We start from the raw sequence: 14,138 nt of genomic DNA, 5'->3' as shown, positions 1-14,138 counted from the left end.
TGAAACAGAAGATTGACCACCTAGAGCTATCCCATCCGAGGCTGCCGAAACTGCCGCCGTAGCGGAGTTGTCACCTATCGCAATAGCACCGGCTCCAGAAGCATTGGCGAAATTACCAACCGCAACAGAAAAGCCACCTGCTGCGTTGGAACTATAGCCAAGCGCAGTGGTAGACGCGCCTGTTGCGTTAGCACTTGCTCCTAAAGCAATACTATTGGCAGTCGCTGCATTGGCCGCGTTTCCGATGGCAACGCCACTTGCAGCATTCGCCGTTGCATTTAATCCCATTTGCAGCCACTGGGCGCCACCAACAATAAAACCACCTGGTGCATATAGTCTTATCAAGCCCGTAGCACCAATCGTCCCTACATTACCAAGACTGATGTAGGCGGCATTATCAAATCCGTTGCCTTCCGAAAGAAACGCACCAGAGCTGGCATTACATTGGTCTTCATGACCACTCCCTACGGTTCCAGAATTCCACGTAGTTGAATTATTTAGTGCTCCGACATAACCCCCAGCTGTGCCGGTACATAGCTCTATCGATCCGGCCCACGCAATATTGAACACGCTTCCCATCAAGAAAATGGATGCAATACCTCTAACGATCGGCCTAACAAGAAAATTTCGTTGTGCCGTATTGAATAACTCTACAACCTGCGCCCCAGAAACAGTAGTTGCTCCGATGCCTTTGCTCTTCGCCAACTCACCAACAACACAATAGTCACCCGTGACTTTGCTCCAAATAATCCGATAAATCTTGTTCATTTTATATCCCCCAAAAATCGTCAATTCAACCCAGGTATGTGAAATCTGCTCGACACAAGCGCCTATACCTGGCTTGTTAAAATCGAGACAATTGCTTCATGAACTGCTAAATCCGTGTGCAACACATTCAATAATCGGTAATGTAGGCGGATTTTTATAAGTTGCGACCTCACCAAACAATGCTTAACGAAACCATCAGGAAGGCGTAAGCATTTGTTGTTTTTGCACTAGATAAAATAGAAAATTACCTGCTGAAAAAGCCTTGAGATCGAAAATGCAATGCAAAAGGCAAATGCGCTTTTGTTGAAAGCGAATTCAGATACATTGCCTAAAGGAATTATTGGAGATCTACTGAGAGTTGCAAGAAGACCGTTGGAGTCGAGCTACAAAACCGCCAACTATCACTAGCGAAATATTCTTGCCGTTGGCAAAAATGGTGAGCCGTGGCCGGCTTCGCTGGATCCAGACAAGCACGGGCGAACCGCGGATCACGTATTGGATGGTGACTGATGCGAAAATATGCGCGTAAGGATGGCTGAATATTCTGGAAACTGCCTAAGCGCGGAATTTTCAACAAAGCTCAACAAAATCGGCAAATGACCACACCCGGCATGCGCAGCCTCTTTCACTCTAAGCACCGCCTCGTCAATCAACCCGAGGGCAATCAAGGCCGCCAGATGCGTTACGCGAATGTTGATGCTGGCCGTTGCCTGTGCGGCAATCAGCTCCAATGCGCCTGCCCTGTCGCCGCATTGCGCAAGCACGTAAGAGATTGTTCCCGCAGCCTGGATCCAGGAAGAGCGGCTTAAAGTTATCTGCCGCGCGGCGTGCGCCAGTTCCGGCTGAGGATCCGCAAACGCCAGCATGCCCAGTAAATACAGATAGACTTGCTGGCTGTCCGGATGGATGCGATATGCTTCGCGCGCGTGCTCGACTATCTCGATGGCGCTGGCGCCGGCTGCGGCCAGGGAACGCGCATGCATGATCGATTGCTCAGGCGAAAAGGGATTCAATGCGATGGCGGAGCGGAACGCGGTGACGGCATCGGCAGCGGCGCCAGTCGCGAGCAGATGCAAGCCATGATTGAAATGCGTGACAGGATTTTCCGGCGCCAGACGCAAGGCTTGCTCATGCATGCGGCTAGCTTCATTAAACCGCCACTTGCCATCGAGAAGATAAGCCTTTTGCGAATGCAAACCCGATGCGGCGGGCTCGATGCGCTCAATCGATGCCAGCATCTTCAGCGCCTCGTCAATCGCTTGCGGACTGCCAGGCACTCCGCTGACCGCCCGGCTAGCCATGCATTGGACCAACACCAGTTTCGCCGGGATGTAATCGGGTACTTGAGAGATCACATCGTTGATGATCGATTCTGCCCGGTCGTAAGCTGCCGGCGAATGATTCTGGAGAATTTGCTGCGCGTAGAAACACGCTGCCGTTACCGAAGGATGCATCTTGACCGTAGCGGATTGACGGTCACGATCCAATGGCGCCTGAGCCGATGCATCAATATCATCTGACTGGATGGTCAGGCGATATCCGAGCCCGTACAGAGAATCGATTTTTATCATGCCAATATGCGAAAGCACCCGCCGCAGCTGCGCCATGCACCGCGCAAGACTTTCATTAGACATCCGCCCATTCCATACGTGCAGCGCAAAGTCTTTCTTTGAAACCGACTTCGGCCATGCGCTCAGTAAAAGACTTAAAGCACCTCTCTCCTTAGGCGGCAAATCGAGTATCGAATCGTTATAAACCACAAATCCATGTTGATCGACCGTAAACCCAATAGATGCGGGAGCAATGCCCGAATTTTTCCGACGCCAGGGCTGCATTTTCTTTTCTTAGAATATTCGAAAACAACTATTGCTTCATCTCTCGCGGCCCAATGTTTTTTTACCCAGGATCGATTTCATCGCCAGTGGCACAGGATTAACTATTTTCAGCAATATTGAAAATCGCCTTGGCTTTAGTCCTGCTCACAAACAGATTTAACCTGGGAAGCCGTCGCTTCTTTTCAAGCGCCATCGAGATTTTTTCTAATGATATATGCACTTTGCGCCGTTGCAGCGCGAATAAACGCCAGCTTGCAAAATCATCATGAAGACGTAATCATTCGTCCCAACTATCCGACACTTCTCAGCCGCTACGTTGCCTCCGGCCTGCAGTATCTACGACCAGTTCCACCGCTCCGGCAAAAAATCCGGCAGAAACATGACGCCGCCAGATGGCCAACACGTTTGCGCCGGTACTCACTCACGCACCTTGCCGATGAAGACTTCGCCACTTTACTTCAGCACTAGTCAAGCGGCGTTCACCAGCGACAGCCAATGCGCATCCGCCTCGCCACCGCCAGGCGCAGTGTTTTCTTTACCAGCGGGCTTTACCGATGCGCTGTAAACCTTGCGTTCAACCCTCCGGTTCTTTCTTCTCACTGCACTTTCCGTCTGCTGCTCGGCATAGGCAGCAATGCGCCTGACCAGGCCAGACAGTTCTTGGTCGTCGCGCAGGTCTTCCACCATCTGGCGCCAGCAGCCGCTCTGATTCCAGCGCCTGAAGCGCATGTAGACGGAATTCCATCCGCCAAATTCAGATGGCAATTCGCTCCAGCAGCATTTGCCGGAGATATGCCAAAGCACCGCTTCGATAAACAAGCGATTATTGCGCCCGCTGACTCCAGGATTGCCCTTTCTGCCAAGCATAAGCGGTTCCAATTTTCCCCACTGATCATCCCGAAGAAACATGACTGGCACCCATTACATAAGAGAGAGAGAAGCCGACCGTTTGCGGCCGGCACTGAATGTAATATAAATGATTATTTTCTTCGTGTGACATACAAAAACAATGATTAACGAAATCATCAGGAAGACGTAATCTTTGATGAATTCCGGCCTTCAGCGCAGTGAGGGGCAACGCCTGCAGACAACAAAAGATGCCGCGCTTACTTGCTGGCGAGAAAAGAGTATTACCGAATAAGATTGGAATTGATAAGCTTTGTAAAAGATCGCACAAAGCCATGGACTGATGACAGCATGGTCTCTAGGATGGCCTCCTGACCACCACTCTCATCAACTATATGGAAATGATTTCCAGCGACAAAGTGCTCGATGAATGCATCGACAAAATACTAAAACTGGCGGCGCTCACGCTTTACGGCATGAATGCCGTCGGCCAGGTGCATGTTGTCATCAATGAGGTTTGCCGCTATCTGATTCTGCAAAAAACAGGAGATCCCGAATGCAATCTGTTGGCTTTCAAGAATAGATTAATGACCTTGAGCCGCCTCACCCATCCGAGCCTGCCTGATTACAGAAAAACCATCGACTATGCGGCCTCGCTCATTGTTATAGAGGCGCCTTGATTCTCCGCTCCGCCGAGAATTCGAGGCATGGCTCGTTACGGTGGATGCATATTGAAGAATCTTGCCGCGGCTCGCCAAGATGTTCATTATCGACCTCGTGCCGCCCTGGCCGCGAATGAACGCAGTGCATTACCCAGATTTAATGCGGGACGAGAGATGTTGATATACGGCGAAAAACTGACTGAAGATCACTGGAAAAAACTAGATTTCATTTTATCGCTTCCTAAAAGCGCGCATCATTTCCGAAAAGACAATCGCCTGTTCATTGAGGCAGTATCGTGGATAGTGTTAAACCATGAATCCTGGCGCAACCTGCCATCCAGGTTTGGCAATTGGCCCGCCCATTACCTCCGTCTGCTCGACTGGCATCGACGTAAAATCTGGCGTGCCTTGGCACACAGTCGGATCGAAGATCGAGAGCTGCAATTTCTGTTGAATCAGATTGTGTTGTTCTGCGAGCGCTTTGATTAAAAAAGAAGCAATAAAACAATAGAATATTTCTCCTGCCGATATCGGTCATTCCGCGGACATGCGGGAAAACACCTTGGCATGCACCTGGGCGTAATCCGGATGCTGTCTCAACGCGGCATTTTCCGGAACGTTGAGTAAAAAAGGCAGGACGCCAAATCCGGCGCCCGCGGCAGCCTTCACTTTCACCATTGCCTCGTCAATCATTCCCATGGCAAGCAACGCCGCCAGATGTATCCCATGCAGGCTGCTGTGCTCTGCAATGATTTCCAGCGCCCCCGCATGATCACCGCAACGCGCCAGTATGTAGGCTACGCCCCTGGACGTGAGGGCGTGCGCATAGCGGTTCTTTTCCACGAAATGACGTGCGGCATGGGCAAGTTCCGGTTGCGGGTCCACCCAGGCCAAGGTATAGAGCAGGATCACATAAGCCCAGGGACTATCCGGATGAGATAGATATGCGCTGCGTGCTTGCGCCAGTACTTCGGCTGGATCCATGTTTGCGCAGGCGCAGGCACGCACCAGCATAGTCGCGATATTGGGCGAGAACGGATTGAGTTGCGCCGCGAAACGGAAAGCCTCGACGGCCTCGGATCCGGCATTGGTGAAGATCAGATGATAACCGTAGCGATAATAGGCAACGTCATCGTCGGGAGAGATTTGCAAGGCCTGTTCGTGCGCGCCCCTGGCCTCAGCGAAATGCCACTTGCAATCAAGCAGATGGCCTGTCAGCGATTGCAAGCCTTGCAGATATGGCTCGCGGTCTTGGACGACTCGCAACTGGCCAAGAGCATCGTCAATTTGCGAGCGCTGTATATGCGCATCGAAGAATCCCCGCTCGGCGACGTATTGTCCAAGCAGCAGCTTAGCCATCATGTAGTCAGGCGCCTTGGCCACGACATTCTTGAGTATCGCTTCCGCTTGGGAGAAGGCATCCTGCGACCGGCGTTCAAGTAACTGCCGGGCGTGGATGCAAGCCTCGATCAATGCGGCATGGGGTTTTGCCGCATCCGATTTGTGGGAAAAAGGGGCCAGCGCCGGCACTGCGGACAAGCGCCGCACTTTATCCGATAAGATCGCCAGACGATAACCTTGGCCATAAAGCGAATCGATCTGCACGATGCCAAGATTGGCGAGCGCCCGGCGCAGCTGCGTAATACAGCGCGCCAGACTTTCGTCCGACATCCGCCCTGCCCAGACATTTTTTGAAAAATCTTGTTTTGAAACGACCTTTGGCCAGGCATTCAGCAACAGGCGGAAGGCTCCACGTTCCTTGGGGGGTAAAAAGAGCAGCGAGTCTTTATAAGAAACGAAACCATCCCGGTCTATATCGAACCCGGCAGATACAGGATCCATATCGGCAAGCGCACCTGATGAATTATGCATTTCCAGTGACCCAGAATATTTCATGCTATCTTTGCAAGCTGCGATAACCAAGTCCGCATCACTCATATTCTATCGAGTATTCAATGCTGATTCGGGCACGAAAGACCTTATATTTAGACTGCCGTTAAATTTATCTTTTTGGCATCCTGGAAAATACTTTGGCGTACACCTGAGGATAATCTGGATGCTGCTTCAGCGCATCGCATTCCGGCACGCTGATGGAAAAAGGCAAGACACCAAATCCGGTATCGGCAGCGGCCTGCACTTTCTCCATCGCCTCGTCGAGCATGCCCATGGCGACTAAAGCCGCCAGATGTATGCCATGGATGCTGTTGTGCTTCTCAATGATTTCCAGCGCCCCGGCATGATCGCCGCAGCGCGCCAGCACGTAGGCCACGGCCCTGGACGAGAGAGCGTGCGCATAGCGGTTCTTTTGTACGAAATGCCGGGCCGCGTGGGCGACCTCCGGCTGCGGATCTACCCAGGCTAGCGTGTAGAGCAGATTCACGTAGGCCGAAGGACTATCCGGATGCAATGAATAGGTGCTGCGCGCATGCACCAGCACTTCAGCGGGGTCCATGCCGGCGCAAGCGTAGCCGCGCACCAGTCCGACCGCCATGTTCGGCGAGAATGGATTGAGCTGAACGGCGGAACGCAAAGCGACGACAGCCTCGGACGGCGCATTGCTGGTCAGCAGATGAAAACCGTAACGGTAATAGGCGACGTCATCATCGGGCGACATTTGCAGCGCTTGTTCGTGCGCCACCTTCGCTTCGTCGAAGTGCCACTGGCAATCGAGCAGATAGCCTCTCTGTGACTGCAGGCCTTGCAGATACGGCTCGGCATCTTGCACGGATCTCAATTCGCCAAGCGCATCGTCGATCTGCGAGCGCTGTATGTTCCCATCGAAAAACGCCCTCTCGGCTACGTATTGCGCCAGCAACAGTTTGGCCACCATATAGTCGGGCGCCTTGGAGACGACATTTCTGAGTATTGATTCAGCCTGGGAAAACGCATCCAGCGAGCGCCGTTCGAGTAATTGCCGGGCGTGGATGCAGGCTTCGATTAGTGCGGCATGCGGCTTTGCCACCTCGGATTTGCTGGATTTCGGGGTCGCCGGCATTGCCGGCAATAGCCGCACTTTATCCGACAGGATCGTCAGACGATAACCTTGGCCATACAGGGAATCGATCTGCACCACGCCAAGATTGGAGAGGCCCCGGCGCAGTTGCGTGATACAGCGCGCCAGGCTTTCATCCGACATGCGCCCGGCCCAGACATTTTTTGAGAAATCTTCTTTTGAAACGACTTTCGGCCAGGCATTCAGCAACAGACGGAAGGAGCCGCGCTCCTTGGGGGGCAAAAAGAGCAGCGAGTTTTTGTAAGAAACGAAACCATCCCGGTCTATATCGAACCCGGCTGACACAGGATCTATATCGGCAAGCGCGCCTGAAGAATTATGCATTTCCAGTGATCCAGAACATTTCATGCTGTCTTTACAATCATCGACAGTCAAATTGGCATCACTCACATTCTATCTACTATTCCACGCTGATTGTTACGCTTTGCCGCCGGATTTGTACAGTAGCAGGACTACTAAGCTCCCAAACAGGCAGCCGCGACTCTGCCCTTTTCTGTGCGAACCAGCGGATTGTTAGTGCGACTAATATCTGGCAGCACCGGTCCCAGCGGCGCCAGGTCATAGTTGCTGATTCGCCAAGAGGAATAAGGTCAGGTTCAGCCATGTGCACTTTGATTGCAGCATACCGGAGTCCATCACATCACAGCCACAGAATCAGGAGCGCCAGGCGGGCCGCGTCAATCATGTTTGCGCCAGAAGAGGAAATCGACATCGCCGATTTTTCAGCCATGGCTGCAATCAGTCAGGCAGCATCCATGCCCTGAGGTCTCGGATCAGGCATGTCCGTGCCACAGCAAAGTCATCCACTGATTGCGCCTCAAGAACGACAAATCATTTCTTCTTGATGATGAATTTGAAAACTCTTGTGAAATCCCCAGCGCACGAATAGACAGGAAGTCGATCCATCCCTAATATCCGCCTAAGTTGAAGTAATGACAGCCCCGCTTTCTGGAGTAAGAAATGATTTGGCATTCCCGATATGAACCATAATCCGCACGAGTGCAATAAGGTTCCGGAAAGCACCCAGTGCAAGTGCTGCGGGCAGGTAGCAAAACTCGCCGGTCTTGTCGATTCACAGTTTTAGCGATAGTTTGCATGCGCTGTTCCGTCCCAAGATAGTGGCCAATTGGCTTAAGCCATTGCAGCCTTCGGGCAAATCATCCTAGCATTTCAGCGGCATCAGGCCAGCGTCTTGGGACGCCGGAATACGACATAGGAACCTATCCAATATGACTATCCCTAAAAAATCAGGCACAGCCAGGGCTCAAGACGGAACCTGGAGCCACGCAGTGTTAAAAGCAGAGTATGCGGCGCTGATAAATGCCGGCAGCATCGCGCCCGTTCGGATGCTATCCAACCGGTATGGCGTTTCAGTAACGGTGATCAAGGAGGTCCTGGCTGAAAACGCTGCGGCAAATGCAAGCAACGATCCTCCTATCCTTCACTGTCATGATCCGTTTGGACGTTGCAAGCGTTTCGTTTGAGCTTCCTTTTGCCGCCTATTGCTCTCTGCAAGTATCAGCACCTCTCGACGCGTTGTCGTCGTCAACAAACTGGACCTCAAGAATTGCGCCAGCGCCTACGAGACTTATCTGATCCGTACATGGTTTTGTTTTCCGCCAACGAGGCCACACTCCGTGGCCCGCCAAGTGGAGTCAGAGTCAAGTTTCTGCAAGAAGCACGCAGAAAGCTCACTCCGGCCCCAGTTAGCTGCGCGACTCAGGCGCGACTAGGCAATCAACTTGCTTGGGACGCTTTCCCAGCGGACGCTGCGCACACTTCTTTCCAGCCCCAAGCGGGTGACCAGCTTCACGAGGTCGGCACGCTCGCTGACCAGGCACAGAATTTCTATCGTGATGCTGGTCAGGCTGCCTTTGCCGGCCAGCTTGCTGCGACGGTACTGGACAATGCAGCTGTTGCGCAGATGCTGCCGCATTATCTGCTCTACCAGTGCCGCTTCGCCGGTACGGCATAACGTCACTACCCTGTATGGCAAGCGCGCCTCCACAGTGGGTTTTACAGGGCCGGTTGTGCCGACCAAGGGCAGGTACATTCTAAAGAAGTTTTCCCATTTTTCCATGCGCATGACATTCTCTTTTCAGATTTTCACGAAGTTTCCGCGTAGCCCTAGGCTCCCGTTCTTTCATGTATCCATCTTTGCACTGCGCTCAGTATTGCATTGCTCTTCGTGGCGCTCGCCATCGGCAGATTTCTGACCGTTGATATCTCTTGATAAAGATCCCTCAACTCTGCAATGGCACGCTCGTTGCAAGGCTCTTGCTCAAAGATCGAAAGTCCTTGATCAAATGTCCTGCTGTCATCAATCCACTCGTGAATCACTGCCTTCGCCAGTGTCGCCGCAAGAATTTTTTTGGATAAAGCCGCGGCGGCATCGACTTCGCGCTGTACAGAATCGCCTAAAGCGCTGAGGGCGAGCACGTCAACCACCAGCATCCGTAGCGCCGGACTAAACAGCTGCAGGGTTTCGAGACGCTGGATCAGGTTTTTCTGGTTCGTCAAATCGCCTGGTCCGGAGCGCACGGGAACCAGCAGAATATCGGCCGCATCCAGGGCCGCCTCCGTACTCCAGGAATCGGCGCCGTCAGCATCGATAATAATGTCGCGATAATGCATCCGGTAGTACGAATCCGGATCCGCCAGTTCCGATTGAATGTGGTCCGCGCCGCGCACGGTCACCTTTGACTTCGCGCCATCGACTTCGCGTTGCATGTTCCAGCGCAATGCATGCCTGGGTGCCGTGGCGTCGATCAGAAGGATCTTGCGATGGTTCAGCGCACAGAGCGTTGCAAGGTTGACCGCAAGAATTGAGCGTTTGGCGCTTTCGTCTTCGCTGAAAATAGTGATGATCATATTTCCTCCTGCGCATTAATGAGCATCAACAATGTGACATGCTGATGTCCCTTTCCGATGAATTCAGTCTAGTGAAATGTAAATAAAGATATTGCAAAATTGCGAACGCTCGGTATAAAAAAGACCTAAAAATGACGCGTGCAATGAGGGATATCAGCCGATATTTTTTGTGGAGTCATATCCGCGCCATTCTCTGCCTGGCAGCACAGCCAATCCCAGGATGAGCGGCTTTAAATCGTCGTTGACAATGATCCTGCGCACCACCAGAATGTTGTAGCGGGACCGTATCTCGACTTCGTTTGCCGACGGCGTGGATGCGTTTTTCAGCCGGCTCCCGCAATCGCAAGGACGCACCCAACTGGCTGCTGCGGCTGGCGCTCTCAGCCATGGGTTTCACCCTGAGCGCGAGTGTGCTGGCGGTGACTCTGTATGAAAAATTTGCTGCAGGCGGATGGCTGACGGTTGTGATCACCAGCAGCGTGATCGCACTATGTTTTCTCATCAGACGGCACTATAGCGAGACGCGCGAGCAGCTGGCCAAGGCCGATGCGCTGTTTTTCACGCCACTGGCGGCAACGGCAGCACAGGAGGCGCCGGCCATCGACCATGAGCAGCCGACCGCCATCGTCCTGGTGGGCAAACACCGCCGCGCCAGCATGCACGCCCTGCTATGGGTGCAGCGACTATTTCCCGGGCATTTCAAGAATTTCGCCTTCCTCGCTGTGGACGAAGTGGATGCCCAGAGCTACGAAGGACAGGAACAGCTGCATCGCCTGCGGCAGACGATCGAGGCGTCTCTACGCTACTACGCCGAAAGTTGCAAAAGACATGATCTGGCCACCGAATATCGTGTCGCCTTTGGTACGGATCCTGTTGCGGAATTCGCCGCGCTGGCGGAACAGGTCATGAATGAATATCCAAACAGCGTCTGCTTCGCCAGCAAGCTGGTATTCGCCAAAGTGAATTTCCTCACAGCCTGGCTGCACAACCAGACACCGCTGGAAATCCAGCAACGTCTTCACCTGACGGGGAAACACATGGTGCTGCTGCCGATGACAGTGGGCTGAGCGAGTTGCCCCGGGCAAGCATCTATCTGATCAGGGTCACCGGTACATGCACCAGATGGACTACCTTGTTCATGGTCGAACCAAGCAGCAGATTGCCCAATGCTCCCCGGCCATGCGTGCCCATGACGATACTGTCGCAATGCTCATCCTCAACATAATTGACGATGCTTTTCGCAATGGGGCCGATACGCGTGGTGGCGACGTAAGGAACGTCTACAGCGTCAAGAATCCGTTTGGCCGGCTGCAAAGCATGATCCGCCGCCGTGGCTTCCAAAGTCTTGATTTTTTCGAGGGACAAATAGGCTTGAATTCTGCCATCCAGATGCTCTTGCACATTCAACAAGTGAATTTGTACAGCTGTACCGCTCTTGACTATCGCGCTCGCGTACTGCACCGCTCGCAATGCATATTCAGAGCCATCCACTGGAACCAGTATTTTTTGCATGTCGAACCTCGCTTACAAGGTGCAATCTCATGATCAGTTGGCTGACGCCGGCGCCAGCATAGGCATTGCTGTATCGAGATATGCGCCCCGGCCAACTTATCAAGCAAACAATCCGGCATATGGTTGCATCCAAAAACATGCCTAATTGCCACGGCCCATGCCTCTCCGACTGTCCTGCAACTTCAGATTAGCAGTTCATCTGTAAAGATTTTGTAAATAGTTGGCTGCTCAGCGTATACAGCACACAAAATTTGCAAAAAACAGAAAATCCTCGATTCTTCCCGCCAAGCCGACGCGATTCCCTGCGGCCTGCGCCAGCCGTAGGGCTCATATCAACATCGTTTATTTTTTTGCGCCGCGCCCAGGCTTCGGGGCGGCCTCTCTTTCAACAGCTCCGCGCACCTCGAAGCGGACCTGGTCCAGCACCGCCTGCTTGTCATCCAACAATTCCAGCACATGCCGTCCTGGCCAAGGCATCCAGTCGAGTGCGAGCTGCTGGTTTGGCGCAGGCGCTTGCCTGCCATTCTTTTTCTTGGCGTTTTTCGGCGCCGCGTCCGCCGCGGTCAGCAGCTTGCCATCCAGGCGCCACGTCCCGCTCTTCACGCCGGAGGCTTGAAACCGCATGCGCTGCCGCTCCGGCGGGATATCCGGATCCAGCGCCACCAGCATGCCGGCGGTCGGGTAGCGGATCGCTACGCCGATGTCGTCGGATTTGGCGGTCCTGATCAGCGCCTGCTCGGTACCTGCCAGGAAGAACTCCTGGCGCGGCGCTTCCTGCTTGTCCTGGTAACTGATTTCCTGCGCCACCACGCCGTCCGGCTTGCGTGGCAGGTTCTGGCGCAACTGGTCGCGCGCGTGCAGGTATTGCATGACTTCCTGCCAGATCGGCGCGGCGCCGGTGACGCCGGACACATCCCACATCGGCAGGCCGGAAGCATTGCCGACCCAGACGCCGACGGTATAGCGGTCCGAATAGCCGACCGCCCAGTTGTCGCGCATGTCTTTCGAGGTGCCGGTCTTGACTGCGGTCCAGACGCGCGTAGACAAGGCGTTTTCGAGGCCGAAGGTGCGGCTGCGGGCGCTGCGGTCAGACAGGATATCGCCAATGATGAAAGTGGCGCCGGGGTCCATCGCCTTGCTCATCTTGACCGGCGGGTCGCTCAGCGCGGTGCGGATGCCGCTGTAGCGGCCCTGGTTGGCCAGCGCGCGATAGGCATTGGTCAACGCCAGCAGGCTGACGTCGGCGCTGCCCAGCGCCAGGCTGTAGCCATAATAGTCGCCGGATTCGCGCAGCTGGAATCCCAGTGTCTGCAAGCGCTGGAAAAAGGCGGTTGGCGTCACCGTCACCAGGGTGCGCACCGCCGGAATGTTCAGCGACGAACCGAGCGCGGTGCGCACGCTGACCAGGCCTTTGAACTGCTTGTCGTAGTTTTGCGGAATATACAGGCCGCTGGCGGTCGGCAGGTTGATCGCCGCATCGTTCAGCAGCGAAGCCGCGGTCATCCATTTCTTTTCGATCGCCATCTCGTACAGGAACGGTTTCAGGGTCGAGCCGGCCTGGCGCAAGGCTACCACGCCGTCGACATCGGCGGCATTGGAAAAGGTGCTGCTGGAGCCGACCCAGGCCAGCACGTCGCCGCTGGCGTTGTCGATGGCGAGAATGGCGCCATCCTGGATATTACGATCGGTCAGCGCTGCCAGTTGGCGCTGCAAGGCATCGGTGGCGAAGCGTTGTACGCCGGCATCCAGCGTCGAGCGCAGCGATTGTCCGGGCGTGCGCAGCAGCTTGCGCGCCAGGTGCGGCGCCAGTTGCGGCGCCGTGGTGGTCACCACCACTTCGGAATTCGAGCCGGTGCGCGCCAGCGCCAGCAAGGTGAAACTTTCCAGGTCCTTGCATTCCTGGCCCGCATGCTGTTCCTGCAGGATGCGGCAGGCGCGCTCGGTGACGCGCGCCGGCGTGGCGTTGGGGCCGCGGATCAGGGCCACCGCAATTGCCGCTTCGCGCTGGCTCAGGCCGCCCGGGTGCTTGCCGAACAAGACCCGCGACAAGGCATGGATGCCGACCAGTTCGCCGCGGAAGCTGACCAGGTTCAGATAGGCTTCCAGGATCTGGTCCTTGCGCCAGTTGCGCTCCAATAGCTGCGCCACCATCACCTGCGACAGCTTCTGGCTGAAGGAGCGCGGCGAATTGCGCCGCCGCAGGTCGTCGTCCAGCAAACCGGCCAGCTGCATGGTGATGGTCGAGGCGCCGCGAGTGCGGCTGTTCCACAGATTGCCCCAGGCAGCCGCCGCCACCGCATTCCAGTCCACCCCGCTGTGCTGGTAGAAGCGCCGGTCTTCAGATGCTACCAGGGCGTTGCGCAAGGCTGGCGAGACGTCTTCCAGCGCCACCCAGGACAAGCGCCGCTCATGCGGATTCAGCCGTACCTGCTGCAACAGCTGGCCCTTGCGGTCATACAGGCTGGCTTCGGAAGAACGGAATTCCTGCTGGACTTCAGCGAACTTTTGCAAGGCATGCACCGGCGCGGCGCTCAAGGCCAGCCACAGTAGCGCCGCAAGCGGCCACGCTTGCCGCCAGTTGCCCCGGCTCCCAGGCGTTGCTGCGTTTTTGCTGCAAGCGCCGGGAACCGT

Annotated in this window: 12 protein-coding genes and 1 pseudogene; 4 read left to right on the top strand and 9 right to left on the bottom strand. The window is 54.7% G+C overall.

The features are described 5' to 3' along the window. From VNZ65_RS09530 to VNZ65_RS09520, 3 genes are all read right to left on the bottom strand, one after another. Positions 1-768, bottom strand: a 768-nt coding sequence (locus tag VNZ65_RS09530) for an ESPR-type extended signal peptide-containing protein (protein ID WP_325668329.1), incomplete at its 3' end; no start/stop codon positions are given. 488 nt (positions 769-1,256) lie between these two features. After that, entirely contained in the window at positions 1,257-2,603 is a 1,347-nt protein-coding gene (locus VNZ65_RS09525) for a winged helix-turn-helix domain-containing protein (protein ID WP_325668327.1), read from the bottom strand. A gap of 468 nt (positions 2,604-3,071) precedes the next feature. Next, positions 3,072-3,512 carry a transposase gene (locus tag VNZ65_RS09520; protein WP_325668325.1) on the bottom strand — a complete coding sequence of 147 codons (441 nt, stop codon included), beginning with the start codon at positions 3,510-3,512 and terminating at the stop codon, positions 3,072-3,074. 332 nt (positions 3,513-3,844) lie between these two features. Between VNZ65_RS09520 and VNZ65_RS09515 the strand changes: the two genes are divergently transcribed. Both VNZ65_RS09515 and VNZ65_RS09510 read left to right on the top strand, forming a co-directional pair. Further along, entirely contained in the window at positions 3,845-4,129 is a 285-nt protein-coding gene (locus tag VNZ65_RS09515) for a hypothetical protein (protein ID WP_325668323.1), read from the top strand. A gap of 51 nt (positions 4,130-4,180) precedes the next feature. Further along, positions 4,181-4,600 carry a transposase gene (locus VNZ65_RS09510; protein ID WP_325668321.1) on the top strand — a complete coding sequence of 140 codons (420 nt, stop codon included), beginning with the start codon at positions 4,181-4,183 and terminating at the stop codon, positions 4,598-4,600. Positions 4,601-4,645: 45 nt separating this feature from the next. On the opposite strand, the gene VNZ65_RS09505 is transcribed toward VNZ65_RS09510, so the two are convergent. Together VNZ65_RS09505 and VNZ65_RS09500 are read right to left on the bottom strand one after the other, a co-directional pair. Then, positions 4,646-6,049, bottom strand: coding sequence for a winged helix-turn-helix domain-containing protein (locus tag VNZ65_RS09505; protein ID WP_325668320.1), 1,404 nt, complete (start codon positions 6,047-6,049; stop codon positions 4,646-4,648). A gap of 64 nt (positions 6,050-6,113) precedes the next feature. Beyond that, the gene (locus tag VNZ65_RS09500; protein ID WP_325668318.1) at positions 6,114-7,514 is read right to left on the bottom strand and encodes a winged helix-turn-helix domain-containing protein; all 1,401 of its coding nucleotides are present in this window, start codon (positions 7,512-7,514) and stop codon (positions 6,114-6,116) included. 839 nt (positions 7,515-8,353) lie between these two features. On the opposite strand from VNZ65_RS09500, the gene VNZ65_RS09495 reads away from it, so the two are divergent. Next, entirely contained in the window at positions 8,354-8,608 is a 255-nt protein-coding gene (locus VNZ65_RS09495; protein WP_325668316.1) for a hypothetical protein, read from the top strand. A gap of 245 nt (positions 8,609-8,853) precedes the next feature. Here the strand turns inward: VNZ65_RS09495 and VNZ65_RS09490 are convergent, their stop codons facing one another. Both VNZ65_RS09490 and VNZ65_RS09485 read right to left on the bottom strand, forming a co-directional pair. Continuing rightward, positions 8,854-9,210 (bottom strand): hypothetical protein, encoded by a 357-nt coding sequence (locus VNZ65_RS09490; protein WP_325668314.1) that lies wholly within the window; start codon positions 9,208-9,210, stop codon positions 8,854-8,856. Between the two features lie 41 nt (positions 9,211-9,251). Further along, a complete protein-coding gene (locus tag VNZ65_RS09485; RefSeq protein WP_325668313.1) occupies positions 9,252-9,995 on the bottom strand; it encodes a hypothetical protein in 744 nt (247 codons plus the stop codon). 281 nt (positions 9,996-10,276) lie between these two features. Between VNZ65_RS09485 and VNZ65_RS09480 the strand changes: the two are divergent. After that, positions 10,277-11,062: pseudogene (locus VNZ65_RS09480) on the top strand (amino acid transporter); the annotation flags it as partial. A gap of 22 nt (positions 11,063-11,084) precedes the next feature. On the opposite strand, the gene VNZ65_RS09475 reads toward VNZ65_RS09480, so the two are convergent. Together VNZ65_RS09475 and pbpC are read right to left on the bottom strand one after the other, a co-directional pair. Further along, entirely contained in the window at positions 11,085-11,507 is a 423-nt protein-coding gene (locus tag VNZ65_RS09475; protein ID WP_325668311.1) for a universal stress protein, read from the bottom strand. Positions 11,508-11,849: 342 nt separating this feature from the next. Continuing rightward, positions 11,850-14,054 (bottom strand): penicillin-binding protein 1C, encoded by a 2,205-nt coding sequence (gene pbpC, locus VNZ65_RS09470; protein WP_414649091.1) that lies wholly within the window; start codon positions 14,052-14,054, stop codon positions 11,850-11,852. Positions 14,055-14,138: the final 84 nt, after the last annotated feature.

The organism is Collimonas sp., assembly GCF_035566555.1.
Lineage (GTDB): Bacteria > Pseudomonadota > Gammaproteobacteria > Burkholderiales > Burkholderiaceae_D > Collimonas.
This window is presented reverse-complemented; position numbering and strand designations above follow the sequence as displayed.

What these genes read in the sequence shown, in the direction of transcription:
- VNZ65_RS09525 (WP_325668327.1), bottom strand. Translation starts at nt 2,603, where the DNA reads ATGCAGCCCTGGCGTCGGAAAAATTCGGGCATTGCTCCCGCATCTATT.
- VNZ65_RS09520 (WP_325668325.1), bottom strand. Translation starts at nt 3,512, where the DNA reads ATGTTTCTTCGGGATGATCAGTGGGGAAAATTGGAACCGCTTATGCTT.
- VNZ65_RS09515 (WP_325668323.1), top strand. Translation starts at nt 3,845, where the DNA reads ATGGAAATGATTTCCAGCGACAAAGTGCTCGATGAATGCATCGACAAA.
- VNZ65_RS09505 (WP_325668320.1), bottom strand. Translation starts at nt 6,049, where the DNA reads ATGAGTGATGCGGACTTGGTTATCGCAGCTTGCAAAGATAGCATGAAA.
- VNZ65_RS09495 (WP_325668316.1), top strand. Translation starts at nt 8,354, where the DNA reads ATGACTATCCCTAAAAAATCAGGCACAGCCAGGGCTCAAGACGGAACC.
- VNZ65_RS09490 (WP_325668314.1), bottom strand. Translation starts at nt 9,210, where the DNA reads ATGCGCATGGAAAAATGGGAAAACTTCTTTAGAATGTACCTGCCCTTG.
- VNZ65_RS09485 (WP_325668313.1), bottom strand. Translation starts at nt 9,995, where the DNA reads ATGATCATCACTATTTTCAGCGAAGACGAAAGCGCCAAACGCTCAATT.
- VNZ65_RS09475 (WP_325668311.1), bottom strand. Translation starts at nt 11,507, where the DNA reads ATGCAAAAAATACTGGTTCCAGTGGATGGCTCTGAATATGCATTGCGA.